General features: G+C 72.2%; 24 protein-coding genes and 2 pseudogenes. 17 read left to right on the top strand and 9 right to left on the bottom strand.

Going from position 1 to position 26,288, the window contains the following annotated elements; all coding sequences use genetic code 11:
* The first annotated feature begins 133 nt into the window (after positions 1–133).
* The 3 genes from AB0I16_RS08925 to AB0I16_RS08915 all read left to right on the top strand — a co-directional run bounded on the left by AB0I16_RS08925 (position 134) and on the right by AB0I16_RS08915 (position 3,155).
* Positions 134–1,633, top strand: a complete 1,500-nt coding sequence (locus tag AB0I16_RS08925; protein WP_363248627.1) for a DUF2252 domain-containing protein — start codon at positions 134–136, stop codon at positions 1,631–1,633.
* A 41-nt stretch (positions 1,634–1,674) separates the two neighbouring features.
* A complete protein-coding gene (locus AB0I16_RS08920; protein ID WP_363248626.1) occupies positions 1,675–2,703 on the top strand; it encodes a hypothetical protein in 1,029 nt (342 codons plus the stop codon).
* A 104-nt stretch (positions 2,704–2,807) separates the two neighbouring features.
* Entirely contained in the window at positions 2,808–3,155 is a 348-nt protein-coding gene (locus tag AB0I16_RS08915; RefSeq protein ID WP_363248625.1) for a rhodanese-like domain-containing protein, read from the top strand.
* Between the two features lie 41 nt (positions 3,156–3,196).
* Here the strand turns inward: AB0I16_RS08915 and AB0I16_RS08910 are convergent, their stop codons facing one another.
* The 6 genes from AB0I16_RS08910 to paaA all read right to left on the bottom strand — a co-directional run bounded on the left by AB0I16_RS08910 (position 3,197) and on the right by paaA (position 8,076).
* Positions 3,197–4,330 carry an acyl-CoA dehydrogenase family protein gene (locus AB0I16_RS08910; protein ID WP_363248624.1) on the bottom strand — a complete coding sequence of 378 codons (1,134 nt, stop codon included), beginning with the start codon at positions 4,328–4,330 and terminating at the stop codon, positions 3,197–3,199.
* 120 nt (positions 4,331–4,450) lie between these two features.
* Positions 4,451–5,527, bottom strand: coding sequence for a 2Fe-2S iron-sulfur cluster-binding protein (locus AB0I16_RS08905; RefSeq protein WP_363248623.1), 1,077 nt, complete (start codon positions 5,525–5,527; stop codon positions 4,451–4,453).
* A complete protein-coding gene (paaD, locus tag AB0I16_RS08900; protein ID WP_363248622.1) occupies positions 5,527–6,027 on the bottom strand; it encodes a 1,2-phenylacetyl-CoA epoxidase subunit PaaD in 501 nt (166 codons plus the stop codon). The genes AB0I16_RS08905 and paaD overlap by 1 nt, the downstream gene beginning before the upstream one ends.
* Positions 6,021–6,755, bottom strand: a complete 735-nt coding sequence (paaC, locus tag AB0I16_RS08895; protein ID WP_363248621.1) for a 1,2-phenylacetyl-CoA epoxidase subunit PaaC — start codon at positions 6,753–6,755, stop codon at positions 6,021–6,023. The genes paaD and paaC overlap by 7 nt, the downstream gene beginning before the upstream one ends.
* Complete coding sequence (gene paaB, locus AB0I16_RS08890; RefSeq protein WP_223775731.1) at positions 6,752–7,042, bottom strand: 1,2-phenylacetyl-CoA epoxidase subunit PaaB; 291 nt, start codon at positions 7,040–7,042, stop codon at positions 6,752–6,754. The genes paaC and paaB overlap by 4 nt, the downstream gene beginning before the upstream one ends.
* Complete coding sequence (gene paaA, locus AB0I16_RS08885) at positions 7,039–8,076, bottom strand: 1,2-phenylacetyl-CoA epoxidase subunit PaaA (RefSeq protein WP_363248620.1); 1,038 nt, start codon at positions 8,074–8,076, stop codon at positions 7,039–7,041. Before paaA ends, paaB begins: the two co-directional genes overlap by 4 nt.
* 178 nt (positions 8,077–8,254) lie before the next feature.
* Here paaA and AB0I16_RS08880 point away from each other — a divergent pair, with 178 nt between their 5' ends.
* Genes AB0I16_RS08880 through AB0I16_RS08870 form a run of 3 tightly spaced genes read left to right on the top strand, consistent with a single transcriptional unit; the run spans position 8,255 to position 11,099 of the window.
* Positions 8,255–9,046: a DUF5819 family protein gene (locus AB0I16_RS08880; RefSeq protein ID WP_363248619.1), complete on the top strand. Its 792-nt coding sequence runs from the start codon at positions 8,255–8,257 to the stop codon at positions 9,044–9,046.
* Positions 9,043–10,323 carry an HTTM domain-containing protein gene (locus tag AB0I16_RS08875; protein ID WP_363248618.1) on the top strand — a complete coding sequence of 427 codons (1,281 nt, stop codon included), beginning with the start codon at positions 9,043–9,045 and terminating at the stop codon, positions 10,321–10,323. The genes AB0I16_RS08880 and AB0I16_RS08875 overlap by 4 nt, the downstream gene beginning before the upstream one ends.
* A gap of 32 nt (positions 10,324–10,355) precedes the next feature.
* Positions 10,356–11,099, top strand: a complete 744-nt coding sequence (locus AB0I16_RS08870; RefSeq protein WP_363248811.1) for a TrmH family RNA methyltransferase — start codon at positions 10,356–10,358, stop codon at positions 11,097–11,099.
* A 166-nt stretch (positions 11,100–11,265) separates the two neighbouring features.
* On the opposite strand, the gene paaN is transcribed toward AB0I16_RS08870, so the two are convergent.
* The gene (gene paaN, locus AB0I16_RS08865) at positions 11,266–12,957 is read right to left on the bottom strand and encodes a phenylacetic acid degradation protein PaaN (RefSeq protein WP_363248617.1); all 1,692 of its coding nucleotides are present in this window, start codon (positions 12,955–12,957) and stop codon (positions 11,266–11,268) included.
* Positions 12,958–13,151: 194 nt separating this feature from the next.
* On the opposite strand from paaN, the gene AB0I16_RS08860 reads away from it, so the two are divergent.
* Together AB0I16_RS08860 and AB0I16_RS08855 are read left to right on the top strand one after the other, a co-directional pair.
* On the top strand, positions 13,152–14,663 hold the full coding sequence (locus AB0I16_RS08860) for a 3-hydroxyacyl-CoA dehydrogenase (RefSeq protein WP_363248616.1): 1,512 nt from the start codon (positions 13,152–13,154) through the stop codon (positions 14,661–14,663).
* Entirely contained in the window at positions 14,660–15,253 is a 594-nt protein-coding gene (locus AB0I16_RS08855) for a TetR/AcrR family transcriptional regulator (protein WP_363248615.1), read from the top strand. Before AB0I16_RS08860 ends, AB0I16_RS08855 begins: the two co-directional genes overlap by 4 nt.
* A 22-nt stretch (positions 15,254–15,275) precedes the next feature.
* Here AB0I16_RS08855 and AB0I16_RS08850 read toward each other — a convergent pair whose 3' ends face one another.
* Positions 15,276–15,785 carry an Lrp/AsnC family transcriptional regulator gene (locus tag AB0I16_RS08850; RefSeq protein WP_363248614.1) on the bottom strand — a complete coding sequence of 170 codons (510 nt, stop codon included), beginning with the start codon at positions 15,783–15,785 and terminating at the stop codon, positions 15,276–15,278.
* A gap of 190 nt (positions 15,786–15,975) precedes the next feature.
* On the opposite strand from AB0I16_RS08850, the gene pdhA reads away from it, so the two are divergent.
* The 9 genes and pseudogenes from pdhA to AB0I16_RS08805 all read left to right on the top strand — a co-directional run bounded on the left by pdhA (position 15,976) and on the right by AB0I16_RS08805 (position 26,106).
* Positions 15,976–17,121: a pyruvate dehydrogenase (acetyl-transferring) E1 component subunit alpha gene (gene pdhA / locus AB0I16_RS08845; protein WP_363248613.1), complete on the top strand. Its 1,146-nt coding sequence runs from the start codon at positions 15,976–15,978 to the stop codon at positions 17,119–17,121.
* The gene (locus AB0I16_RS08840) at positions 17,118–18,134 is read left to right on the top strand and encodes an alpha-ketoacid dehydrogenase subunit beta (RefSeq protein ID WP_363248612.1); all 1,017 of its coding nucleotides are present in this window, start codon (positions 17,118–17,120) and stop codon (positions 18,132–18,134) included. The genes pdhA and AB0I16_RS08840 overlap by 4 nt, the downstream gene beginning before the upstream one ends.
* Positions 18,134–19,735 carry a dihydrolipoamide acetyltransferase family protein gene (locus AB0I16_RS08835; protein ID WP_363248611.1) on the top strand — a complete coding sequence of 534 codons (1,602 nt, stop codon included), beginning with the start codon at positions 18,134–18,136 and terminating at the stop codon, positions 19,733–19,735. Before AB0I16_RS08840 ends, AB0I16_RS08835 begins: the two co-directional genes overlap by 1 nt.
* Positions 19,736–19,818: 83 nt before the next feature.
* Positions 19,819–20,814: pseudogene (locus tag AB0I16_RS08830) on the top strand (NTP transferase domain-containing protein); the annotation flags it as partial.
* Between the two features lie 410 nt (positions 20,815–21,224).
* The gene (locus tag AB0I16_RS08825) at positions 21,225–22,652 is read left to right on the top strand and encodes a molybdopterin molybdotransferase MoeA (protein ID WP_363248610.1); all 1,428 of its coding nucleotides are present in this window, start codon (positions 21,225–21,227) and stop codon (positions 22,650–22,652) included.
* Positions 22,640–23,746: a potassium channel family protein gene (locus tag AB0I16_RS08820; protein WP_363248609.1), complete on the top strand. Its 1,107-nt coding sequence runs from the start codon at positions 22,640–22,642 to the stop codon at positions 23,744–23,746. Before AB0I16_RS08825 ends, AB0I16_RS08820 begins: the two co-directional genes overlap by 13 nt.
* A gap of 126 nt (positions 23,747–23,872) precedes the next feature.
* Positions 23,873–24,850 carry an NAD(P)H-quinone oxidoreductase gene (locus AB0I16_RS08815; RefSeq protein ID WP_363248608.1) on the top strand — a complete coding sequence of 326 codons (978 nt, stop codon included), beginning with the start codon at positions 23,873–23,875 and terminating at the stop codon, positions 24,848–24,850.
* A 177-nt stretch (positions 24,851–25,027) separates the two neighbouring features.
* Positions 25,028–25,498: a hypothetical protein gene (locus AB0I16_RS08810; RefSeq protein WP_363248607.1), complete on the top strand. Its 471-nt coding sequence runs from the start codon at positions 25,028–25,030 to the stop codon at positions 25,496–25,498.
* 65 nt (positions 25,499–25,563) lie between these two features.
* On the top strand, positions 25,564–26,106 hold the full coding sequence (locus tag AB0I16_RS08805; RefSeq protein ID WP_363248606.1) for a bacterial proteasome activator family protein: 543 nt from the start codon (positions 25,564–25,566) through the stop codon (positions 26,104–26,106).
* 66 nt (positions 26,107–26,172) lie between these two features.
* Here the strand turns inward: AB0I16_RS08805 and AB0I16_RS08800 are convergent.
* A pseudogene (locus tag AB0I16_RS08800) lies at positions 26,173–26,288 on the bottom strand (IS481 family transposase); the annotation flags it as partial.

The following is a 26,288-nucleotide window of genomic DNA, read 5'->3' as shown; positions in this document are numbered from 1 at the left end:
TCCGGCTGCTTTTCCCTTCGCGAGACGCCGCCGTGATGTATGTCACCCGAGTTATCCACAGGCTCTGACGGTCGCCGGAGCCCGGCGGTACCTTCGAAGCCAGGTCGACGGACGATCGACGGGGGCGGGTGGCATGGCGAAGCAGGGCGGGTCCGAAACCAGGACCGGGACGAGCAGGACCGAGGCGGGCGAGGCGATCCCCGGTCCGCGGGGCCAGCGAGCCGGACGGCTGCCGAGCGTGCCGGGGTTCGCGGAGTGGCCCGTGCGGTCGGCGCCCGGGGCCAGGTCGCCCAAGAGCGAGGGCAAGGCGGTACGAGCGCGGGTGCCCCGCGGCGCGCACGCGGAGTTCACCGTGCGCGACGGACGACCCGACCCGGTGGCCGCTGTGCGGAAGGCCAACCACGGCAGGCTCCCGGAGCTCACACCGATCAGGACCGGCAGGATGGCGGCCTCTCCCTTCGCCTTCCTGCGCGGCTCCGCCGGACTCATGGCGTACGACCTGGCGCCCACGCCGGTCACCGGCATAGGCGCTCAGATATGCGGAGACGCGCACGCCGGGAACTTCGGGCTCTACGGAGACGCGCGCGGCGGCCTCATCATCGACCTGAACGACTTCGACGAGACGGTGCACGGCCCTTGGGAATGGGACCTCAAGCGCCTCGCCGTCTCCCTGGTGCTGGCCGGCCGGGAGGCAGGGGCGAGCGATGACGTGTGCGCGGCAGCCGCGCGGGACGCGGTCGGCGCCTACCGCCGCACCATGCGCCTGCTCGCGAAGCTGCCGGCCCTGGACGCGTGGAACGCCATCGCCGATGAGGAGTTGGTCTCGCACACCGACGCCCGTGACCTCCTCGGCACCCTGGAGAAGGTCGCCGAGAAGGCCCGGCAGAACACGAGCGCGCGCTTCGCCGCCAAAGCCACCGAGCAGGTCGAAGGCGCCGACGGCTCCGAGGGGCGGCGTTTCGTCGACGCCCCGCCCGTGCTGCGGCGCATACCGGACGCGGAGGCCGCCGCCGTGGCGGGCTCACTCGGGGAGTATCTGCGCACGCTGACGGAGGACCGGCTTCCGCTGCTCGCGCGGTACGCGATACAGGACGTGGCGTTCCGTGTCGTGGGCACGGGCAGCGTCGGCCTGCGCTCCTATGTGGTGCTGCTGCTCGATCACCGGGGGGAACCGCTGGTGCTCCAGGTCAAGGAGGCGCGGTCCTCCGCGCTGGCGCCGCATCTGCCGGAGGCCGGCTTCAAGGTGCCGGACGTGGCTCACGAGGGGCACCGCGTGGTGCTCGGCCAGAAGCGGATGCAGGTCGTCAGCGACTTCTTGCTCGGCTGGACGACGGTGGACGGACTGCCGTACCAGGTGCGGCAGTTCAGGAACCGCAAGGGCAGCGTGGACCCGGTGGCCCTGTCCGCCGACCAGCTGGACGACTACGGCCGCATGACGGGAGCCCTGTTGGCCCGCGCGCACGCGCACAGCGCGGACCCACGGCTCATAGCCGGCTACTGCGGGAAGAATGACGAACTGGACGAGGCGATGACCCGCTTCGCGACGGCCTACGCGGACCGCACGGAGCAGGACCACGCACTGCTCGTGCGGGCGATCAAGGAGGGGCGGGTGGCGGCTGAGGAGGGGGTCTGAGGATGTGAGGAGGCGGGTGTCTCGTGGCCTAGGCTGGACGGGTGACGACGCCGGAAGCCGAGCCCACGCAGCCCGAGACGCCCGAGCCCCCGACCGAGGGAGCGCGGCAGCTGGGTGCCGATGGGCGGCTCAAGGACCAGCTCAAGGAACGGCTCAGGGCGCGCTCCCAGGAGCGCGGGGAGCAGATAACGGATTCTGGGGAGCAGTCCGCCGGTCCAGGTGAGCAGTCCGCCGGTCCAGGGGCGCGGGCCGCGGATTCAGGGGCGCAGGCCGCTGATCCTGCCGAGGAGCGCGTCGAGCGGCCCGAGGCGCGGCTTGAGCGGGCCGTGCGCGCCGCCGAGCAGGCGTTGATCGAGTACGAGATCGCGCTGGAGACCTTCCGGGTGGAGGTCGAGAACTTCTCCCGGTTGCACCACCAGAAGCTCGGCCCGATGTACACCCGTCTCGACGAGCTGGACGCACGGATCGCCGAGGCGACCGCCGAGCGCACCGGTGACCCCGAGGACGTGCGCAAGGCGGAGGAGGCCCGGGCGCGGGTCATGCCCATGCCGGGCGTCGAGGAGCTGTTCCACGGCTGGATGGACGGTGAGGGGCTCTACCCCGAGGCCGCCGCGATGCTCACCGACCAGTCGGTCCGGCCGCCGCAGCGGGTGCGGCCCGGCGAGGAGGCCCGCAAGCTCTACCGCGAGCTGGCCCGCAAGGCCCACCCCGACCTGGCGCAGGAGGAGAACGAGCGGCAGCGGCGCGAGGAGTTCATCACCCGGGTCAACGCCGCGTATGCCCGAGGTGACGAGGCGCTGCTGCGGGAGCTGTCCGAGGAGTGGGCCGCGGGGCCCGTTCCGGAGGAGCTGCGGCTCACGCGCAGCGAGGAGCTGTACGCGCGCCTCGAATGGCTCGCCCAGCGCAAGGAACTGCTCACGGTGCTCGCCAGGGAGCTGGAGGAGAGCGCGATCGGCGGGATGCTTCGGCTGGCCCCGGATGACCCGGACGCGCTGCTCGACGAGATCGCCGAGCAGCTTCTCGCCCAGGTCGCCGAGCGCGAGGCCGAGCTGGAGCGGCTGACCGCGTAGCGCACGGCGCCCGTGTGTGCCTCCGTGTGCCTGCGTGTGCCCTCGCATGCGCATTCGTGCGCAGCGCTGCCCGATGCCCGGTGTCGGTCGGGTAGCGTCGGGGCATGGCTTTCGGATCTCAAGTGCCCACGGTCGGTGTCGACGACCTCGCGAACGGCGATTTTCTGCTGGACGTCCGTGAGGACGACGAATGGCGGGCGGGGCACGCCGAGGGCGCGCTGCACATCCCGATGAGCGAGTTCGTCTCCCGTTACGGCGAGTTGACGGAGGCCGCGCCACAGGATGGCCGGGTCCACGTGATCTGCCGGTCCGGCGGACGTTCCGCCCAGGTCACGATGTACCTCGCGCAGCAGGGCATCGACGCCGCGAACGTCGCGGGCGGCATGGAGGCCTGGGCCGCCGCGGGCCGTCCGGTCGTCGACGCCAAGGGTGAGCCGGGCGCGGTCATCTGATTCGGCCGCCCTGGGCACGATCTACCTGGCTCGGTCGTCCTTCAGCTGAGCGCGTGGGCGGCGAGCAGGTCGCCCAGGGCCTCCTCGTGGGCGGCCGCGGGGCCGAGGGACAGCTCCAGCTGTTTGGCCCGGGCGTGGTAGCGGTGCAGGGGATAGTCGGTGTCGGCGCCGAAGCCTCCGTGCAGGTGCTGCGCCGTCTGTACGACCCTTCGTACGCCCTCCGAGGCCCAGATCTTGGCGACGGCCACGTCTCCGGCGGTGGGCAGGGCGCCATCCGCCGCGGTGCTGATGCGCCAGGCGGCCTGCCAGAGGGTGGCTTCCATGGCGCGTAGGTCGATGTAGCGGTCGGCGGCCTGTACCGCTACCGCCTGGAACGTGGCGATGGGGTGGCCGAACTGTTCGCGCTTGCTGGTGTAGGCGCTGGTCATGCCGAGCACGCCTTCGGCGAGGCCGAGGGCGAGCGCGCAGGTACCCGTGGCGAGGAGTTCGCGGAGCCGGTCCCAGGCGCCTTCTGCCTCGATGACATGGGACGGGTCGAGGTGTACGGCCTCCAGGCGCAGCTCGGCGAGGCGCTCGCCGCTGGTGGAGAACTGTTCACCGAGGGTGAGTCCACCGCTGTCGCGGGGGACGAGGGCGATGACGGTGTGGCCGTCGGGGGTGTGGGCGGGCACGAGGACGAGGTCGGCGTTGTGCGCCCAGGGCACGCCAGTCTGCACTCCGTCCAGGGTCCAGGTGGCGCCGTCGCGGTGAGCGGTGACGGCGAGTTCGGCCGGGTCGTGGCCGGTCCTGCCGTTGGCCGCGACGGTCAGGACGACTTCCCCGCGGGCCGCCCCCGGCAGGATGCGCTGTCGCAGTTCGGTGCCGCCGTGTGTCTGTACGGTCGCCGCGGCGGCGCTGCTCTCCAGGAGCGGAAGCCGTGCCAGTACCTTCGCCGACTCGCGCAGCAGCAGGCACAGGGCGATGGCGTCGAGGCCCGCGCCGCCGTGCTCCGGGCCGATGAGCAGGCCGAGGAGGTCGGCGTCGGCGAGTGTGGACCACAGGGCGCGGTCGAAGTCCTCGGCGATGGCGCCGGGGGTGAGTGCCGGGCTGGGCACTCCGTCCGGCGTGACGTCGGCGAAGATCGCCTTGGCCGCTTCGACCACGGCCTGCTGTTCCTCGGTGAAGGTGAAGTCCACAGCCTGTCCTCCGGTGCGCCGACCATTGCCCGACGGGTCGTCCGACGAGTCATCTGACGGGCCGTCAAGATAGAACAGGTTCTAGGAGAAGGGAACAGAAGGGCCCTCCGGGCCGTGCGTTCAGCGGTCAAAGTCCAGCTCCACGGTGTCCGTCGTCGGGCGGGACTGGCAGGCCAGTACATATCCGGCCTCCGTCTCCTCCGGTTCCAGGGCGTAGTTGTGGTCCATGCGGACCTCGCCCGACACCCGGAAGGCGCGACAGGTGCCGCAGACTCCTCCCTTGCAGGCGTAGGGCGCGTCGGCGCGGTTGCGCAGCACCGTTTCGAGCAGGGTCTCACCGCTCTGGACGGGCCAGGTGCCCGAGCGGCCGTCAAGGGTCACGGTCACGGTGCTGTGAGCGGGCGCGGGGGCCTGCGACGCGCCGACGGGCGTGGTGGCCACGGCCCCGTCCACGTGGAATATCTCCTCGTGGATGTGCCGTCGGGCCACGCCGAGGTCGCGCAGGGTGCGCTCCGCGCCCTGCACCAGGCCGAACGGGCCGCACAGGAACCAGCCTTCGACCTCCGCCACGGGCAGCAGCGCCGGGAGGAGCCGTGCAAGGCGCTGCTCGTCGAGCCGACCGGAGTCCAGGCCCGCCTGCTGCTCCTCCCGGGAGAGCACGGTCACCAGTTGGAACCGCCCCGGCCAGCGGTCCTTGAGGTCGGCCACCTCTTCCAGGAACATCGTCGACGCGGTGGTGCGGTCGCTGCGTATGAGACAGAACTGGGCCCGCGGCTCACGCTCCAGGAGCGTCGTGACGATGGAGAGGACCGGTGTGATGCCGCTGCCGCCCACTATCGCCGCGTACCGGCCGGGTGCCGGGTCGAGCGTGAAGCGGCCCGCGGGAGTCATCACCTCCAGCTCGTCGCCGACGCCTAGCTCCTTGAAGGCGTACGTGGAGAAGGCGCCGTCCTCGACGAGCCGGACCCCGACCTTGAGCGTCTCGGGGCCGGGAGCGTCGGGGTGGGGGGCGGGGGAGCAGATCGAATACGTACGCCGGATCTCGGTGCCTTCGGCGAAGCGGCGCAGGGCGAGGTGCTGGCCGGGGGTGAAGCGGAACTCCTCGCGCAGCGGCGGCGGTACGTCGAAGGTCAGCGTGACGGAGTCGTCGGTGAGCCGGTCGACGGCCGCTACCCGCAGCGGGTGGAAGCGGGCCATCACAGCTCCTTGAAGTGATCGAAGGGTTCGCGGCAGGACGCGCAGCGGCGCAGCGCCTTGCAGGCGGTGGAGGAGAAGCGGCTGAGCAGCTCGGTGTCGGTCGAGCCGCAGTGCGGGCAGCGGATCGACAGGCTGAGCGGCACGGGGCCGTCCGCCGCGTGAGCGCGAGGGGGCGCTATGCCGAACTCGGCGAGTTTGCGGCGGCCTTCGGCGCTGATGTCGTCCGTCGACCAGGCGGGGGAGAGGACGGTGCGCACCGAGACCTCGGCCACGCCGTGCTCGTGCAGCACCTGCTCGATGTCGGAGGTCATGGCCTCGATGGCCGGGCAGCCGGTGTACGTGGGGGTCAGCTCGACGTCGACCTTGCCGGGCGCCAGGACCCGTACCCCGCGGACCACGCCGAGGTCGGCGAGGGACAGCACGGGCAGTTCGGGGTCGGGCACCGATCCCGCGAGGGCCAGGAGCTCCGCCTCCAGTGCGGTGGGCGTGGTCGTCACCATGATGCCCCCGGGTGGCTGCGGTGCAGATGCTGCATCTCGGCGAGCATCCGCCCGAACGGTTCGGTGTGCAGGCCCTGGCGTCCGGCGCCGGCCGTCCATGCTCCGGTCTGCGGTCCGGAGGGCACGGTGAGCGTGGCGCGCTCGATGACCGCGGTCACCGAGGCCGTCCAGCTCTTCCGGAGCGCTGTGGAGTCGATGTCCAGGCCGGCCACGGGCTGGAACATCTCGCCCGTGAAGCGCCAGAGGGCGTCGAGACCGCGCTGCATCCGTGTGTGGCTCTCGGCGGTGCCGTCACCGAGGCGCAGGGTCCACTGCTCGGCGTGGTCCTGGTGGTAGGCGACCTCTTTGACGGCCTTCGCGGCCAGGGGCGCCAGCGGGCCGTCCGTGGACGCCAACCGGCCGTACAGCAGGGTCTGGTAGGTGGAGAAGTAGAGCTGGCGGGCGATGGTGTGGGCGAAGTCGCCGTTCGGCTGCTCGACGAGCTGGAGGTTGCGGAAGGCGCGCTCCTCGCGGAGGTAGGCCAACTCGTCCTCGTCGCCGACCGAGGAGAGCAGGATGCGGGCCTGTCCCAGGAGGTCCAGGGCGATGTTCGCCAGGGCGACCTCTTCTTCGAGGACGGGGGCGTGCCCCGCCCACTCCCCCAGGCGGTGGGAGAGCACCAGGGCATCGTCGCCGAGCGCGAGCGCGGCCTCGGTCCGGCTGTCCGTCGGAGTCGGTGTGGTGGTCACAGGTGCTTCACTCCCTCCGGGATCTCGTAGAACGTCGGGTGGCGGTAGGGCTTGTCGCCCGCGGGCTCGAAGAAGGAGTCCTTCTCGTCGGGCGAGGAGGCGGTGATCGCGGCGGACGGCACGACCCACAGGGAGACGCCTTCGCTCCTGCGCGTGTACAGATCGCGGGCGTTGCGGAGGGCCATCTCGGCGTCCGGTGCGTGCAGGCTGCCCGCGTGGGTGTGGGACAGCCCGCGGCGGGAGCGGACGAAGACCTCCCACAGCGGCCAGTCGGTCGAGCTGCTCATGCTGTCGCCTCTCCGTGGGTGGTGACCATGGCGTCCGCCCGCGCGGCGCCCGCTTGCTTCGTGGCGTACGCGGCCGCGGCCTCCCTGACCCAGGCGCCCTCTTCGTGGGCCCGCCTGCGCTGGGTGATGCGCTGGTCGTTGCAGGGGCCGTTGCCCTTGAGGACGTCCCAGAACTCGGTCCAGTCGATGGGGCCGAAGTCGTGGTGGCCCCGTGCTTCGTTCCACTTGAGGTCCGGGTCGGGCAGGGTCAGGCCGAGCGACTCGGCCTGGGGGACGCAGATGTCCACGAAGCGCTGGCGCAGCTCGTCGTTCGAGTGGCGCTTGATCTTCCACGTCATAGACTGCTCGGAGTGCGACGACTCGTCGTCGGGCGGGCCGAACATCATGAGCGAGGGCCACCACCAGCGGTTCACCGCGTCCTGCGCCATGTCGTGCTGGGCCTGGGTGCCCCGGCTGAGGGCGAGGAGCGATTCATATCCCTGGCGCTGGTGGAAGGACTCCTCCTTGCAGACGCGGATCATCGCGCGTGCGTAAGGACCGTACGAGCAGCGGCACAGGGGGACCTGGTTGGTGATCGCGGCGCCGTCCACGAGCCAGCCGATGGCGCCTACGTCCGCCCAGGTCAACGTCGGGTAGTTGAAGATCGAGGAGTACTTCTGGCGGCCCGAGTGCAGCTTGTCGAGCAGCTCGTCGCGGCCGGCGCCGAGGGTCTCGGCCGCGCTGTAGAGATACAGGCCGTGTCCGGCCTCGTCCTGCACCTTGGCCATGAGGATCGCCTTGCGCCGCAGGGAGGGGGCGCGCGTGATCCAGTTCGCCTCGGGCTGCATGCCGATGATCTCTGAGTGCGCGTGCTGCGCGATCTGCCTGATCAGGGACGCGCGGTAGGCGTCCGGCATCCAGTCGCGCGGCTCGATGCGCTCGTCGGCGGCGACCGCCTCGTCGAAGGCGGCCTGCTGCTCCGCCGTGCGCGCGGCCGTCGCCCCGGCCTCGGCCGGCTCCGTCTCCGCCGCCTTCTGTGCGGCTGCTGTGCCCATCTCGGTCCCCCTCGACCTGAGCGCCCGACCGATCGTTCGGTCCGCTGGATTCAATGGTGCGGCGCGTCGCCATAAGGTGTCAACCCTGTGGATAACTTCACGGACGCTGTGCGCGATGGGCGGGCCTGAGTACCGTTCCGGCGGCAGGGTGTGGAGCGGATTCGGGGAACGGGGCGGGATGAGCGGGTACGACGAGGATTCCGGCGGTGGGTCCGCCGGACCTGACGGGCCCGGACCGGCCGAGGAGCCGGGAGGTGACCCGCCCCGCCTCGGCATCGCCGGCCTCAGGCTCGGTCACCAGATCGCCGCGGCCTGCGCCCTCGCGGTGATCGCCGTGGCCGCGTGCGTCCACGTGGCGATGCTCTTCTTCCACGTGGCCCCCTCGAACACCGCGACCAAGCAGCACGGCGACGTGATCGACGAGTGGATCTATCCGGAGTTCGAGCAGAACTGGAAGCTGTTCGCCCCCAACCCGCTCCAGCAGAACATCGCCGTGCAGGCCAGGGCGGAGCTGGACACGGCGCGGGGGACGGTGCGGACCACCGACTGGTACGACCTCTCCGCGCAGGACGGCGCCCGCATCGACGGCAATCCGCTGCCGAGCCACACGCAGCAGAACGAGCTGCGCCGCGCCTGGGACTTCTACGTCGGCTCGCACGACAACCAGAACCGCCCCGTCGGCCTGCGCGGGCAGCTCTCGGAGACCTACGTCCGCCGTATCGCCTACATGCGGCTCGACCGGGAGAGCCCGGGCGGCGAGGGCGACGAGATCGTGCGCGTACAGGTGCGCTCCAAGACGACGAACGTGCGGCCGCCGAAGTGGAGCGAGGAGAAGGTCTCCACCAAGCCGGTCTACCGGCAGCTCCCGTGGTGGACGGTGACGCCGGACGACCTGCCGCTCACCGGAGGGGCCGACGGCAAGGACACCGCCGACGAAGGGCGCGCGGACGCGAAGGGAGCGGGCCGGTGACCCGCATCGAACGCCCTCTCACGCACGGACTGACCAAGGTCACCGGGTACGCCCTCGGCCCCTACCAGACGGCGATCGTCCGCATCGGCTTCGCCGCCACCTGGCTCCTCTTCCTGCTGCGCGAACTCCCCCACCGCCATGAGATGTACGGGCCCGACAGCCCCTGGAACTGGGACATGGCGCAGCAGCTCATCGCGGGCAACGGCGCCTTCACCGCGCTGATGTGGGCGGACGGGCGCGTCTGGTTCGAGATCGTCTACGCGCTCGCGGTGCTGAGCAGCGCACTGCTGATGCTCGGCTGGCACACGCGCGCCATGTCGGTGCTCTTCATGATCGGCGTGCTGTCGCTGCAGAACCGCAGCATCTTCATCGGCGACGGCGGCGACAACGTCATCCACCTCATGTCGACCTACCTGGTGCTGACCAGGTGCGGTCAGGTCTGGTCACTGGACGCTCGACGTCATGCACGCGCGCGTGGACGTGCCCAGGACGAGACGGGCGAGGAAGCCGGGGCGGCTCAGCCGGGTGCCGGAGCCGGAGTGCCGGTCGACCGGGTGGGGCCCGTCCTGTGGTGGGTGCTCGGCCTCGCACTGTCGGCGGTGACGTTCATGGGGGAGCTGGGCGGCGGGTGGCTGGCGATCTTCTGGGGGCTCCTCGCGGTGCACGGCCTCTGGTGGACCGTGGGGCGGCGCGCCCCGCACGGTGAGCTGCGCAAGCTCCTCGACGTCGTCGCCAACCTCGTCCACAACGCGGGGCTGCTCATCATCATGGTCGAGGCCTGCCTCATCTACGCGACGGCCGGCTGGTACAAGGTCCAGGGCAGCCGCTGGCAGGACGGCACGGCCGTCTACTACCCGCTGAACCTCGACTACTTCTCCCCCTGGCCCGCCCTCTCCGGGCTGCTGGCCTCCCACGGCCTGATACTGCTCGCCGTGACGTACGGGACGGTCGTCATGCAGGTGGCCTTCCCCTTCACCCTCTTCAACCGCCGGGTCAAGAACGTCCTGCTCACGGCGATGATGTTCGAGCACGCCGTGATCGCCGTCGTTCTCGGACTGCCGTTCTTCTCGCTGGCGATGATCACCGCCGACGCGGTGTTCCTGCCGACGTCGTTCCTGCGGCGGCTGGGCGGCTGGGCGGCACGCGCGCGTGAGGGGGTTCGGGCCCGTGTCCTCTCCCGTCTTCCCCGCCGTGCCGCCCTGCCCGATGAGCGGGTCGGGGGCCGGTCGCAGGACACGGAGAGCGCTCAGCACGCGCGCGTAGGCTTCACTCCATGAACAGCGCTTCCGGGGCGGACCCCGACGACGCCATGCGTGTCTGGCGTGGGCTCGCGGACACCCATGTGCTGCTCGACGGCTTCCACGCGATCAAGCACGCGCTGCGCTTCGGCGCGCGTATTCCGGCCGCGCTGACCAGTGACAGGGCCGGTGTGCTGGCCCTCGCCGACGAGCTGGCGCCGGATGTGCGGCAGGCGCTGGAGGCCCTTCTGGTGCCGGTCGACGACGAGCGGCTGCGGGCGCTGGTGCCCCGCCTGCACCCCACGGCGGTCGCCGCCCTCGCCGAGCGCCCGCCGCGGGCCGGCAACCTGGAGGCACTTGAGCGCCTGCCGAGGGCCGCGCCGGTCATCGTGCTCGACGACCCCCGCAACCTCGGCAACGCGGGCGCAGTGATCCGGCTCGCCGCCGGGTTCGGGGCGACCGGTGTCGTCACCACCGGCACGCTGGACCCCTGGCACCCGACCGTCGTACGCGGTGGCGCGGGCCTGCACTTCGCGACGGCAGTGGAGCGTATGGAGGTCACCGAGCTGCCGCCGGGGCCGGTGTTCGCGCTGGACGCCGAGGGCGAGGACATCCGGAAGCTGAAGCTCCCCGACGACGCCGTGCTCGCCTTCGGCTCCGAACGCAGTGGCCTGTCGACGGCACTGCGCGAGCGCGCGGACCACCTGGTGTCGCTGCCGATGCGTCCGCAGGTCTCCAGCTACAACCTGGCGACGAGCGTGGGCATGACGCTGTTCCACTGGTCGGCGGGCAAGCCTCCCGGCACGCACGCTTGAATCGGCCCCTGTAGAGCCCTTCTGGGCGCCGCAGAGCCCTACCGACCGCTAGTAGATCCCTACCGACCGCTGTAGAGCCATACCGGCCGCTCTGGAGCCCTTGCGGAGACCGAGCAGTTCGCACGGGGTCCGGGCCACTCTCAGGGAGGCCCGGACCCCGCTCGCGTCACGCGTCCTTGCGGATCTCCACCACGCGGAAGCGGTTGGCCACGAACGCGCCGTCGCACAGCGCGGCGTTCGCCGCCGGGTTGCCGCCCGAGCCGTGGAAGTCCGAGAACGCCGCCGTCTGGTTCACATAGACGCCGCCCGTGAGGTTCAGCGACAGTTGCGCGCACTCCTCCAGGCAGGTCTCCTCGATGGACGAGGCGACCTCCTCCGACGTGGTGTACGCGCCCACGGTCATCGCTCCCTTGGTGCGCACCGTCCGGCCGAGCAGCCGCACCGCGTCCGCCGCCGAGTCGACGGCGACCGCGAAGGAGACCGGGCCGAAGCACTCGCTGAGGTAGGCCGCCTCGGCGTCGGGCTTCGCGCCGTCCAGCTTGACGATCACCGGGGTGCGGACCACGGCGTCCGGGAAGTCGGGGTGGGTGACCTCCTTGGAGGAGAGGGCCACCTCGCCGAGCCCGGAGGCCGCTTCGAGGCGGGCCTTCACATCGGGGTTGACCAGGGCGCCGAGGATGCCGTTCGCCCGGGCGTCGTCGCCCAGCAGACCGCTGACCGAGGCCGCCAGGTCGGACACCACGTCGTCGTAGGACTTGGTCCCCGCGTCGGTCTGGATGCCTTCGCGCGGGATCAGGAGGTTCTGCGGGGTGGTGCACATCTGGCCGCTGTAGAGCGACAGGGAGAAGGCGAGGTTCGCCAGCATTCCCTTGTAGTCGTCGGTCGACTCGACGACGACCGTGTTGACCCCGGCCTTCTCCGTGTAGACCTGCGCCTGGCGGGCGTTGGCCTCAAGCCAGTCGCCGAACTCCGACGATCCGGTGTAGTCGATGATCTTGATCTCGGGGCGGGTGGCGAGCGTCTTGGCGATGCCCTCGTCCCGCCGCTCGGCGGCCAGGCACACGAGGTTCGCGTCGAAACCGGCCTCGGTGAGGACGTCGCGGGCGATCCGCACCGTGAGGGCGAGCGGCAGCACCGCCCGCGGGTGGGGCTTGACCAGGACGGGGTTGCCGGTCGCGAGCGAGGCGAAGAGGCCCGGATAGCCGTTCCACGTCGGGAAGGTGTTGCAGCCGATCAGGAGCGAGATGCCGCGCCCCACCGGCGTGAACCGCTTGGTCATGGCGAGGGGGTCGCGCTTGCCCTGCGGCTTGTTCCAGTCGGCCGTGCCGGGGGTGCGGGCCTGCTCCTCATACGCGTACGCGACCGCTTCGAGGCCTCGGTCCTGGGCGTGCGGGCCGCCCGCCTGGAAGGCCATCATGAAAGCCTGGCCGCTGGTGTGCATGACCGCGTGCGCGAACTCGTGGGTGCGGGCGCTGATCCGGGCCAGGATCTCCAGGCAGACCACCGCGCGCGTCTCCGCGCCCGCGTCCCGCCAGGCGCGCATTCCGGCGCGCATCGCCGGCAGCAGGGTGTCGATGTCCGGGTGGGGATACGTGATGCCCAGCTCCGGCCCGAACGGCGAGACCTCGCCGCCCACCCAGTCGTCGGTGCCGGGCTGGTCGAGCTCGAAGCGGGTCCCCTGGAGGGCGTCGAAGGCGGCCTTGCCCTCGGGCAGGCTCAGGCTGCCGTCCTCGCCGTAGGCCTTGGGGTGCTCGGGGTGCGGGGACCAGTACGCGCGCGTGCGGATGGTCTCCAGCGCCTGATCGAGCGTGGGCCGGTGCTTCGCGATCAGCTGTTGCGCGGTGACTTCGGCGGCCATGGCAGGACCAACTCCTCGTCGGTCAGCTCTCCATCGAGCTGGCGAGCTGGGCAGGAACAGTGGGCAGGGCTGTCTGACACAGCTAGAGTAACCGAACGATCGGTCGGGACAAGAGGGTCCGTCGAACCTGTGGACAACTTCTTCACGCCACCCCAGGACCGCCGGCCGGCGGACCGTGCGGGAGGATCGCGAGCATGACAGCACTCGAGCTCAGCAGCACCGTTGCCGTGGTCGGCACCGGGACCATGGGGCAGGGCATCGCACAGGTCGCCCTGGTGGCGGGCCACCCCGTGCGGCTGTACGACGCCGCGCCGGGCCGCGCCCGAGCCGCGGCCGACGCGATCGGCGCCCGTCTCGACCGGCTCGTGGAGAAGGGCAGGCTGACCGCCGCGGACCGCACCGCCGCGGGGGCCCGGCTCGCCCCCGCCGACGACCTCTCGGAGCTCGCGGACTGCGGCCTGGTCATCGAGGCGGTACTGGAGCGGCTGGACGTCAAACAGCAGCTCTTCCGGCAGCTCGAAGACATCGTCGCCGACGACTGCCTGCTGGCCACCAACACCTCGTCCCTCTCCGTGACCGCCGTCGCGGGCGCCCTGCGGGAGCCGGGCCGCTTCGTGGGACTGCACTTCTTCAACCCGGCGCCCCTGCTCCCTCTCGTCGAGGTCGTCAGCGGCTTCGCGACCGAGGAGAAGGCGGCCACGCGCGCGTACGCGACGGCGAGGGCCTGGGGCAAGACGCCGGTGCGCTGCGCGGACACCCCCGGCTTCATCGTGAACCGTGTCGCAAGGCCCTTCTACGCCGAGGCGCTGCGCCTGTACGAGGAGCGGGTCGCGGACCCCGCCACGATCGACGCGGTCCTGCGCGAGTGCGGCGGCTTCAAGATGGGCCCCTTCGAGCTCACCGACCTCATCGGCCAGGACGTCAACGAAGCCGTCACGCGTTCGGTGTGGGAGTCCTTCTTCCAGGACCCCAAGTTCACCCCCTCCCTCGCCCAGCGGCGCCTGGTGGAGTCACGGCGCCTCGGACGCAAGTCGGGCCGGGGCTGGTACGCGTACGGGGACGACGCCCCGCGCGCGGAACCGCACACCGCCGAGCCCGCCGACGCCCCCCGGTCCGTCACCCTGCACGGCGACCTCTTCCCCGCCGACGCGCTGGTCGGCCTCATTCAGAAGGCGGGTGTCCAGGTCCGGCACGGCGAGGGCACGCCGAGCCACCCCGGCTGCATCGAACTGCCCGGCGGCGCGCGGCTGGCCCTGGCCGACGGTTCGGGCACGGAGGCGGCGGCGGAGCCGACCATCCACTTCGACCTCGCGCTCGACTACGGAGCGGCGACCCGCGTCGCGCTCTCCCCGTCGAGCAGGGTGGGCGAACAGGACCTGAGGGAGGCGATCGGCCTCTTCCAGGCGCTCGGCAAGAAGGTCAGCGTCATCGGGCACGCCCCGGGGATGATCGTGGCCCGCACCGTATGGATGCTCGTGGACTTCGCCCTGGACGCCGTCGGGCGCGGGGTGGCGGACGCCGAGGACGTCGACACCGCCATGCGCCTCGGCGTGAACTACCCGCTCGGCCCGGTCGCATGGGGCCGCAGGCTGACCGCGTACCGGGTGGCCGAGGCGCTGGAGCGACTGCACGAGGAGTACCCCACGGGGCGCTACGCCCCGTCCCAGGCCCTGCGGCGCCAAGCCGTGCGAGAGGAACGCTCATGACCACCGCCCGGCGGGACACCTACACCCCGGAGACGCTGCTGAGCGTCGCCGTCCGGGTCTTCAACGAGCGTGGCTACGACGGCACGTCCATGGAGCACCTCTCCAAGGCGGCCGGTATCTCCAAGTCCTCCATCTACCACCACGTGCCGGGCAAGGAGGAGCTGCTGCGCCGCGCGGTGAGCCGGGCGATCGACGGCCTCTTCGGCATCCTCACCGAGGAGCACGCACGCGTGGGCAGCGCGGTCGAGCGCCTGGAGTACGTCACGCGCCGCACCGTGGAGGTCCTCGTCGCCGAACTGCCGTACGTGACGCTGCTGCTGCGGGTGCGCGGCAACACGGACACCGAGCGGTGGGCGCTGGAGCGGCGCCGGGAGTTCGACCAGCAGGTGGCGGAACTCCTGAAGGAGGCCGTCGCGGACGGGGATCTGCGCTCCGACGTCGAGCTGCGCCTCGCCACCAGGCTGCTCTTCGGAATGATCAACTCCATCGTGGAGTGGTACCGGCCGGAGAGCCGGGGCGCGGCGAACGGCGAACAGATCGCCGACGCCGTGGTGCAGCTGGCCTTCGCGGGCCTGCGCACCACCCGCTGACCGGACGGGGCACTCGCCGGCGTCAGCGCTCCGGGTCCAGGTCGTCCTCCTCGAAGACCAGCAACGTACGCGTGCTGAGGACTTCGGGGATGGACTGGAGCCGGGTGAGGACCAGCTCCCGCAGCGCGCGGTTGTCCGGCGTGTGCACCAGGAGCAGTACGTCGAAATCGCCGCTCACCAGTGCGATGTGTGACGCCCCCGGGAGGGCGCGCAACTGTTCGCGCACCGTGCGCCAGGTGTTCTGGACGATCTTGAGCGTGATGTAGGCGGACGCGCCCTGCCCGGCGCGTTCGTGGTTGATGCGTGCCCCGAAGCCCCGTATGACGCCGTCGTCGATGAGGCGGTTGATGCGCGCGTAGGCATTGGCGCGGGAGACGTGTACGCGCTCGGCCACGGAGCGTATCGACGCGCGACCGTCCGTGTGCAGGATCTGGAGGATGTCCCGGTCGATGGCGTCCAGCGGGCGGGGCTCGGGCGGCTGGGGCTCTTTGGATTCACTCTCGGGCCGGTCGGCCATTCGTTCAGATGCCATGTCCCCCCGCCTCCCTACCATGGACGTACTGCATCCATCCCAGGCTGTGGAGAACCGTTTGTCCACAGCCTGGAGGTGCCTGTAGCCAAAATGTGCTGACGACCGAACAATCGGTAGGTGAGGCGCGTCACAGCTCTGCGCCTCGTTGCCGCTCCCACGAGGAGACCGCTTCCCCCCAGGAGGTGCCGTCATGACGGTCATGGAGCAGCGGGGCGCCTACCGGCCGACCCCGCCCCCAGCTTGGCAGCCCAGGACCGACCCCGCGCCGCTGCTGCCGGACCCGGAGCCGTACCGCGTCCTGGGCACCGAGGCCGCCGCGAAGGCCGACCCCGAGCTTCTGCGCAGGCTGTACGCGGAGCTGGTGCGCGGCCGTCGGTACAACACGCAGGCCACGGCCCTGACGAAGCAGGGCAGGCTCGCGGTCTACCCCTCAAGCACCGGCCAGGAGGCCTGCGAGGTGGCCGCCGCGCTGGCCCTGGAGGAGCGGGACTGGCTCTTTCCCAGCTACCGGGACACGCTCGCCGTGGTCGCCCGCGGCCTGGACCCGGCGCACGCCCTGACGCTGCTCCGCGGCGACTGGCACACCGGGTACGACCCGCGTGAACACCGCATAGCACCGCTGAGCACGCCTCTCGCCACCCAGCTCCCGCACGCCGTGGGCCTCGCGCACGCCGCGCGCCTCAAGGGCGACGGCGTGGTGGCGCTGGCCATGGTCGGCGACGGCGGCACCAGCGAGGGCGACTTCCACGAGGCGCTGAACTTCGCCGCCGTGTGGCAGGCGCCCGTGGTCTTCCTCGTGCAGAACAACGGCTTCGCGATCTCCGTGCCGCTCGCCAAGCAGACCGCGGCCCCGTCCCTGGCCCACAAGGCCGTCGGGTACGGCATGCCGGGCCGCCTCGTGGACGGGAACGACGCGGCGGCGATGCACGAGGTGCTGAGCGAAGCGGTGTCCCGCGCGCGGCGTGGCGGCGGCCCGACCCTCGTCGAGGCCGTCACGTACCGCATGGAGGCGCACACGAACGCCGACGACGCCACGCGTTACCGCCACGACGCGGAGGTCGACGCCTGGCGCGACCACGACCCGATCCTCCTCCTGGAGCGGGAGATGACCGGGCGGGGGCTCCTGGACGACGACGACAAGCGGCGGGTCGGCGATGACGCCGAGGCCATGGCGGCCGACCTGCGCGCACGCATGAACCAGGACCCGGTGCTCGACCCCATGGCCCTCTTCTCGCACGTGTACGCCGAGCAGACCTCGCAACTGCGCGAGCAGGCGGAGCAGTTGCGGGCCGAGCTGGACGCGGCCTCCGAAGAGGCCGGGGAGGACGCACGATGACCACGGTCGCGGCGAAGCCGGCCACCAAACCGGCCACCATGGCCCAGGCCCTCGGACGCGCCCTGCGCGACTCGATGGCCGATGACCCTTCCGTCCACGTCCTGGGGGAGGACGTCGGCGCGCTCGGCGGCGTCTTCCGGGTCACCGACGGACTCACGGCGGAGTTCGGCGAGGACCGCTGCACGGACACGCCGCTGGCCGAGGCCGGCATCCTCGGGACCGCCGTGGGCATGGCGATGTACGGCCTGCGTCCCGTCGTCGAGATGCAGTTCGACGCGTTCGCCTACCCGGCCTTCGAGCAACTGCTCTCGCACGTGGCGAAGATGCGCAACCGCACCCGTGGAGCGATGCCGTTGCCCATCACCGTCCGTGTGCCCTACGGCGGCGGGATCGGCGGCGTCGAGCACCACAGCGACTCCTCCGAGGCGTACTACATGGCGACGCCCGGGCTGCACGTCGTCACACCGGCCACGGTCGACGACGCCTACGGCCTGCTGCGCGCGTCCATCGCCTCCGACGACCCGGTCGTCTTCCTCGAACCGAAGCGGCTGTACTGGTCCAAGGCCGACTGGAACCCCGAGGCGCCCTCGGCCGTTGAACCGATTGGACGCGCCGTGGTGCGGCGCCCGGGTCGCAGCGCCACGCTCATCACGTACGGACCCTCCGTGCCCGTCTGCCTCGAAGCCGCCGAGGCGGCGCGTGCCGAGGGGTGGGACCTCGAAGTGGTCGACCTGCGCTCCCTGGTGCCCTTCGACGACGAGACGGTCGCCGCGTCCGTCCGCCGCACGGGCCGGGCGGTGGTCGTACACGAGTCGAGCGGCTTCGGTGGTCCCGGGGGCGAGATCGCCGCGCGGGTCACCGAGCGGTGCTTCCACCACCTGGAGGCGCCGGTGCTGCGGGTCGCGGGCTTCGACATCCCGTATCCGCCGCCGATGCTGGAGAAGCACCACCTGCCGGGCGTCGACCGGATCCTCGACGCGGTGGCGCGGTTGCAGTGGGAGGCGGAGAGCTGATGGCGCAGGTCCTTGAGTTCAAGCTGCCCGACCTCGGTGAGGGGCTGACCGAGGCCGAGATCGTCCGCTGGCTCGTCCGGGTCGGGGACGTCGTGGCGGTGGACCAGCCGGTCGTCGAGGTCGAGACGGCCAAGGCGATGGTCGAGGTGCCCTGCCCGTACGGGGGTGTCGTGACGGCCCGGTTCGGCGAGGAGGGCAGCGAGATGCCCGTCGGGGCACCGCTGCTGACCGTCGCCGTGGGCGCTGCCGCGACCGTGGGCGTCCCCGCCGAGGCGCCCGCACCGGAGGAGCCGGCCGAGCGCGCGCTGCAGACGGCGGCGGCGGAATCCTCCGGCAACGTCCTGGTCGGATACGGCACGGGGGCCGCTCCGGCCCGCCGCAGGAGGCTGCGGCCCACCCGGGCCACCGTCCAGCGGCAGCAGCGGCCCGCGGTGGCGTCCGCCTCAGCCTCCGCGCCCGCCGCCGGCACGGCACGGGCGACCGGACACGTCGGCGGGGCCGCCGGTCCGGTGCGCGCGGACGGACCGGTTCCGGTGATCTCCCCGCTGGTACGCAAGCTGGCGCGCGAGCACGGCGTGGAGCTGAGGGAACTCCTGGGCTCGGGACCGGACGGACTGATCACGCGGGCCGACGTGGAGTCCGCCATCGCGGCGGGGCGGGCGTCCGGGGCGGGCAGCGCATCGGTCGTGCACGAGACCGGCACCGCGCCGCGTCGGACGAGCGCGGCGACGGCCGGGACGCGGGGGGCCGATACGGGCGGGGCCGATACACGCGGAGCTGATTCCCGCGGGGCCGCGGCGCTCGGCGCGGCGGTCCGCGAGGACGACGAGCTGATCCGCCGGGGCGCGGCAGAGGCACGCCGTCAGGTGGCGGCCGGGGAGGAGCCGACGCGTGCGGGTGCCGAGTCCCGGTATGCGCTGACCGGCATCCGGGGCCTGGTCGCGGACAAGATGTCCCGCAGCCGGCGCGAGATACCGGAGGCCACCTGCTGGGTCGACGCCGACGCCACCGAACTGCTCGCGGCGCGCACCGCCATGAACACGGCGACGACGGAGCGCGACGGCCAGAAGGTGTCGCTGCTCGCGCTGTTCGCCCGGATCACCGTGGCGGCCCTCGCGCGGTTCCCTGAGCTGAACACCAGCGTGGACATGGAGAAGCGGGAGGTGCGGCGCTTCGCCGACATCCACATCGGGTTCGCCGCGCAGACCGAGCGGGGGCTCGTCGTCCCCGTGGTGCGACACGCGCAGGCGCGGACGACCGGTTCGATCAACGCCGAGCTGATACGGCTCACGGAGCAGGCGCGCGCCGGGACGCTCACGCCGGGTGAGCTGACCGGGGGGACCTTCACGCTGAACAACTACGGGGTGTTCGGGGTCGACGGTTCCACGCCGATCATCAACCACCCCGAGGCCGCGATGCTCGGCGTCGGACGGATCGTGCCCAAGCCGTGGGTGCACCAGGGCGAGTTGGCGGTGCGGCACGTGGTCCAGCTGTCCCTCACCTTCGACCACCGGGTCTGCGACGGCGGCACGGCGGGCGGATTCCTGCGCTACGTGGCGGACTGCGTCGAACAGCCGGCGGTGCTCCTGCGGTCGGTGTGAACGGTCGAGCGGTGACGTAAGTCCCGTGTCCGAGGGACCCTCCGCGGGGTGGAAATGATCCCGAGTACGCCCATACTCGGGGGGTGACCGCGAACGAGGGTGCCGCGTACGACGCCGTCGTGCTCGCCGGGGGTGGTGCCGCGCGACTCGGCGGCGCCGACAAACCCGGCGTGCGCGTGGGCGGGCGTGCGCTGCTCGACCGGGTCCTGGCCGCCTGTTCCGGCGCCGGGACCACGGTCGTGGTGGCCGAGCCGAGACCGACCGCGCGGCCGGTGGCGTGGGCCCGCGAGGAGCCGCCGGGGGGTGGGCCGCTGGCCGCGCTGGACGCGGGGCTGCGGTGCACGGCGGCGGAGGACGTGGTGGTGCTCTCCGCCGACCTGCCGTTCCTCGGCGAGCGGACGGTACGTCAACTGCTGGCCGCTCTGCGGCAGAGCGATGCGGACGGGGCCGTACTCGTCGACGCCGGGGGGCGTGATCAGCCGCTGGTGGCGGCGTATCGAAGCGGGGCGCTGCGCCGGGAGATCGCGACGCTCGCGGACGAAGGTGCCGTGGGCGGCCGGGCCGGGCGTGGGGCCGACGGGGCGGATCGTGGGGCCGAGGGGGCTGGCCGTGGTGCCGGCCGTGGGCCCGGCGGGGCGGATCGCGCGACCCGTGGTGCCGTTGGGGCAGGTGGGGCCGGGGGCCGGGGGCTCTCCGGACTGCCGCTTCGGCTGCTCACCGCGCGGCTGGACCTGGCCAGGGTCACGGACCCCGTCGCGGGCTTCGACTGCGACACCTGGGACGACATCGCCGCCGCTCGGGCGCGCATCAGGGAGCATGGGCACGTGTTGGACGAATGGATTTCCGCAGTCAAGGACGAACTGGGCATCGATCTCGACGTCGATACCGGCACCCTCCTCGACCTCGCCCGCGACGCCGCGCACGGCGTGGCCAGGCCCGCGGCACCGCTGACCACCTTCCTCGTCGGCTACGCGGCGGCGCAGGCGGCCACGCGGGGCGGGCCCGCGGCCGGTCCCGAAGCCGTGGCCGAGGCGGCGCGCAAGGCCGCGGCGCTCGCGGCCCGCTGGGCGGACGAGGACCAGCAGGACGCGAAGCCGGGCCCCGCCCCCGCGCAGGCTCCCCGAGACCCTCAGGCGCCTCACCCTCAGACGCCTCAGGCGCAGGCCCCCCAGGCTGAGGCATCGCAGCCCCAGGCCCTTCAGGCACAGCGGGACCCTGAGGCGCCACGAGGCCCCCAGGCACCCCAGGGCCCCCAGGCGCAGCGGGACCCTGAAGCACCCCGGGGCCCCCAGGCGCCCCAGGCACCGGACGGCTCTCAAGCGAGCCAGGCGCAGCGGGACCCTCAAGCGCCTCAGGCCCCCCGGAACGCGCAGGCCCGCCAGGCCCCCCGCGACCCTCAGGCCCCCCGCGACCCTCAGGCCCCCCGGAACCCCCAGACCTCCGAGACCCCCCAGGCCCCCCAGGCCCCCGGAACCCCGTCGGACCCCGCATGAGTGGGCAATCGGCGTCGGATGCCGAGGTTGATGAGGCGCTCGCCCTGGTGAACGAGGGGCGGAAGGGGCACGGAAGCATTCCGCACGCCGTGGCCGCGGCCGGATCGGCGGCGGGGTGGACGGCCGGGGCGGCGGCGGGGGCCGCCGCCGGGTTCGCGCCGGCGTCGCAGGGAGCCACGCCCAACGCCCCCGGCGAGACCAAGCACCACGACAGCACCCCTTGGGACGTGGCCCGCGCCCGGGCCGCGCGAGCCGCTCGGACGCCCGAGGGGGCGACCGCTTCCGTGCCCCTCGCCCAGGCGCTCGGGAAGGTCCTGGCCACCCCGCTCACCGCCCTCACGGACCTGCCCTCCTTCGACACCTCGGCCATGGACGGCTGGGCCGTCGCGGGGCCGGGCCCCTGGGACGTACGCGCCGACGGGGTGCTCGCCGGGGACGGCGAGCCCGAGCCGCTCGGTGACGGCGAGGCGGTACGCATCGCGACGGGTGCCGGTATCCCGCGGGACGCCACCGCGGTCCTGCGCAGCGAGCACGGCCGCACCGACGCCAAGGGCAGGCTGTACGCGCTCCGCGACCTGGTGCAGGGCCAGGACGTCCGCCCGCGCGGTCAGGAGTGCCGTTCCGGTGACCATCTGCTGCCGGCCGGTTCCCTGGTCACGCCCGCCGTGCTCGGCCTGGCGGCGGCCGCCGGGTACGACACGCTCGCCACCGTCCGCAGGCCCCGCGCCGAAGTCCTCGTACTCGGGGACGAGTTGCTGACCGAGGGGCTGCCGCGCGACGGCCTCATCCGCGACGCGCTCGGCCCGATGCTGCCGTCGTGGCTGCGTGCGCTCGGCGCCGAGGTCACGAAGGTCCGGCGGCTCGGCGATGACGCCAGGGCGCTGCGTGAGGCGGTCAGGAAGTCCACGGCCGACGTCATCGTCACCACGGGCGGCACCGCGTCGGGCCCCGTCGACCACGTTCACCCGACGCTGGGCCGCATCGGTGCCGAACTACTCGTGGACGGTGTCGCGGTGCGCCCCGGGCACCCCATGCTGCTCGCCCGCATCAGGGCGGACCAGTACCTGGTCGGGCTGCCGGGCAACCCGCTCGCCGCGGTCTCCGGTCTGCTCACCCTGGCCGAACCCCTGCTGCGTACGCTCTCCGGGCGCGCGCCAGGGCATGGCGGGGCCCCGATGTACACCGCGCCGGTGCGTGAAGCCGTGCAGGGGCACCCGTACGACACCAGGCTCGTGCCGGTCACGTTGCGGGGCGAGGTCGCCGTACCACTGCGCTTCAACGGCCCCGCCATGCTGCGGGGCGTCGCGGCGGCCGACGGGCTCGCGGTCGTGCCGCCCGGTGGCGCCCGGCAGGGGCAGGAGCTGGAGGTCCTGGATCTGCCGTGGGCGGTCTCCGGGGACCTCGGCGGGGAGTGTTTCACGTGAAACTTCCCGGACACGACGCCATCGCCCGCGACCCGGCGGAGCACCACACGACGCATCGGATCAAGTTGCCGCAGCGTGTGGTCGAGCGGCCGTTGCGGCAGGTCACGCGGCGTCTGGCGATGGCGCTGCTGGTGCTCGCCCTGACGACGTTCATCGTGTGGATCGACCGCACCGGGTACCACGACAACTCGGACCAGCGCGTCGATTTCCTGGACGCGACGTACTACGCGACGGTCACGCTCTCCACCACGGGCTACGGCGACATCGTCCCGTACAGCGACAGTGCGCGGCTCACCAACATTCTGCTGATCACGCCATTGCGCGTGCTCTTCCTGATCATCTTGGTCGGCACCACCCTAGAAGTGCTGACGGAACGGACGCGCGAGGAATGGCGTCTGTCCCGCTGGAGGTCCAACTTGCGTGAACACACTGTCGTCGTCGGCTTCGGCACGAAGGGCCGGTCGGCGATCCAGACGGTCTGCGCGACCGGCCTGAAGCCGGAGCAGATCGTGGTGGTCGACCCCAGTGCGAAGGTGATCGACGCGGCTACGGCGGAAGGGTTCGCCGGCGTCGTCGGCGACGCGACGCGCAGCGATGTGCTGCTGCGGGCCGAGGTGCAGCGGGCCCGGCAGATCATCATCGCGACGCAGCGCGATGACACGGCGGTCCTCGTCGCGCTGACCGCGCGGCAGCTGAACCGCGGGGCGAAGATCGTGGCGGCGGTGCGGGAGGAGGAGAACGCACCGCTTCTCCGGCAGAGCGGGGCCGACGCCGTCATCACCAGTGCGAGCGCGGCGGGGCGGCTGCTCGGGCTCTCCGTACTCAGTCCGAGCGCGGGCATGGTCATGGAGGACCTCATCCAGCAGGGCACGGGGCTCGATCTCGTCGAGCGGCCGGTCATAAAGGCCGAGGTGGGGCGGGGTGTCCGGGAGACGGATGATCTCGTCGTGAGTGTGGTGCGGGGGCATCGGGTGCTGGGGTACGACGATCCCGCCGTCGGCAAGCTGCAGTTGACCGACCGGCTGATCACGATCGTCCGGGCGACGCCCACGGCCGTCGTCGCGCCTGACGTGAAGCCGTTGCGGAGGGACTGACAGGGCGGCTTCGGGTTCCGCCCCTCAGCCGCTCCAGGGCCTGCCCGAAGCCGTGGCTCCGTGCGCGGCTCCCCGCACCCCTGTCGCACGGCTCGGGCCGCGGGCTGCGGGAGTAGCCTCGAAGTCATGTATGCGATCACGATTCCGGAACCCGGTGGGCCCGAAGCGCTGGTGTGGGCGGAGGTGCCCGATCCCGTACCCGGCGAGGGCGAGGTGCTGGTCGAGGTGGTGGCCGGTGCCGTGAACCGCGCCGACCTGCTGCAGAGGCAGGGCTTCTACAACCCGCCGCCCGGTGCGTCCCCCTACCCCGGCCTCGAATGCTCGGGCCGGATCACCGCGCTCGGTCCCGGTGTCTCCGGCTGGGCGGTGGGCGACGAGGTGTGCGCGCTGCTCTCCGGCGGCGGCTACGCCGAGCAGGTCGCCGTGCCCGCGGGCCAGCTCCTGCCTGTGCCCGAGGGCGTCGATCTCGTGACGGCGGCCGCGCTGCCCGAGGTCACGTCGACCGTCTGGTCCAACGTCTTCATGATTTCTCACCTGCGGCCCGGCGAGACCCTGCTCGCGCACGGCGGTTCCAGCGGCATCGGCACCATGGCGATCCAGCTCGCCAAGGCCGTCGGAGCGAAGGTCGCCGTCACGGCGGGCAGCAAGGAGAAGCTGGACTTCTGCCGCGAGCTGGGCGCCGACGTCCTCATCAACTACCGCGAGCAGGACTTCGTCGAGGAGATCGAGCGGGCCACGGACGGGGCGGGCGCGGACGTCATCCTCGACAACATGGGCGCCAAGTACCTGGACCGCAACGTTCAGGCCCTCGCCGTCAACGGCCGCCTCGCCATCATCGGCATGCAGGGCGGAGCCAAGGGCGAGCTGAACATCGGCGCGCTGCTCGGCAAGCGCGCCGCCGTCACCGCCACCTCCCTGCGCGCCCGTCCCGCGGCCGAGAAGGCGTCGATCATCGCGGCGGTGCGGGAACACGTCTGGCCGCTGATCGCCGAAGGACACGTGCGGCCGATCGTCGACCGTGCGGTGCCGATGCGGGACGCGGCGGCGGCGCACCGAATCCTGGAGGAGAGCAGCCACATCGGGAAGGTGCTGCTCCAGCACTAGCACCCGCCCTACGCTCACCCCCTCCCTCACCCGCTCACCCCCTCCCTCACCCGCCGCGTGGCCCGTGTGGACGCACCGAGATGCCGGTTTCTTCCCGTCGTGTGACGCTTGGTCGAGATACAGGTGTCCGGTGCGGTTGTCGGCCATGCGATCTGCCGGCGGGAGGGGGTCGGCGCGATGCGGACCTCGAAGGCTTCGAGCGCGATGTCCGCCGTGCTGCTCGCCGTCCTCGTGTCCACCGCACCGCCTCACATCGCGCACGCGGCCGTGCCCCTGCGCGCGTCCACGCCTCCGCGCGCGTCCACGCCTCCGCTCCCGCGGGCGGTCGCGCCCACGCCGATCGGCCCGCTCACCTTCGCCGACGAGACGGCCCGCGCGGGCAGCCGCGCCGGCGAGGGCCGCGAACGGCCGGGGCGCGTGAACCCGCGGCTCCCCGATCCACCGCCACCACCCCCCGAGCCGTCCCCGTACGTGCCCCCGCACGAGATGCCGCCGGCCGCCGCGGCGCACCGGGACGCCGCCCCCGGCGCGGAACGGGCGCCCGCGGGGCCCGTCCTGCCCGGCCTCCGCGTCCTGCCGCTCGGCGGCGGCCTGCTGCTCATCGGCCTCGGCCTCGGCTTCCTCGGACTGCGGCTGCGGCGCGGCTGAGGGTGGATCACCTCGGGTTGGGGGCACCACCGGTAAGTGAGGGACGGGTACGAGAGAATGGCGGCATGGAGATGCCGAGGAGCGAACGGTCGTCGGAGAGCCCCCAGGTCCTGGTCGTGGGCCAGGACGGAATGGCGCTCGGTGGCGGCGGAGACGACGAATCCCGCGAGGTTCCGGTGACAGAGATGGTCGAACAGCCGGCCAAGGTCATGCGTATCGGAAGCATGATCAAGCAGCTTCTCGAGGAGGTGCGGGCGGCTCCTCTCGACGAGGCGAGCAGGGTCCGCCTCAAGGAGATCCACGCCAGTTCGGTCAAGGAGCTGGAGGACGGCCTCGCCCCCGAGCTGGTCGAGGAGCTGGAGCGGCTCTCGCTGCCCTTCACCGACGACTCGACGCCGAGCGACGCGGAGCTGCGCATCGCGCAGGCCCAGCTGGTCGGCTGGTTGGAGGGCCTCTTCCACGGAATCCAGACGACGCTGTTCGCCCAGCAGATGGCCGCGCGGGCCCAGCTGGAGTCGATGCGGCGGGCGCTGCCGCCGGGCATGGGCGGCGGCGAGGACGACGACGAGGGCGGCCTCGCGGGCCGTACGGGCGGGCCCTACCTGTAGGCCGTGCGTTACGTGGAGGGGCCCGGCACGCGCGATGCGTGCCGGGCCCCTCTGGCGTGGGACGGCCTAGGTGTATTGACCCGCAGGGTTGTTGACCCGGCTGATCGGGGGCTGGCCGCCGAGTGCGGTGTGGCAGCGGTGGTGGTTGTAGGTGTGGAGGAAGTCTGCCAGGGCTGCGGTCC

The organism is Streptomyces sp. NPDC050703 (assembly GCF_040654435.1).
GTDB lineage: Bacteria > Actinomycetota > Actinomycetes > Streptomycetales > Streptomycetaceae > Streptomyces.
The sequence above is the reverse complement of the archived record's forward strand: the minus strand, read 5'-3'. Positions and strand labels throughout refer to the sequence as shown.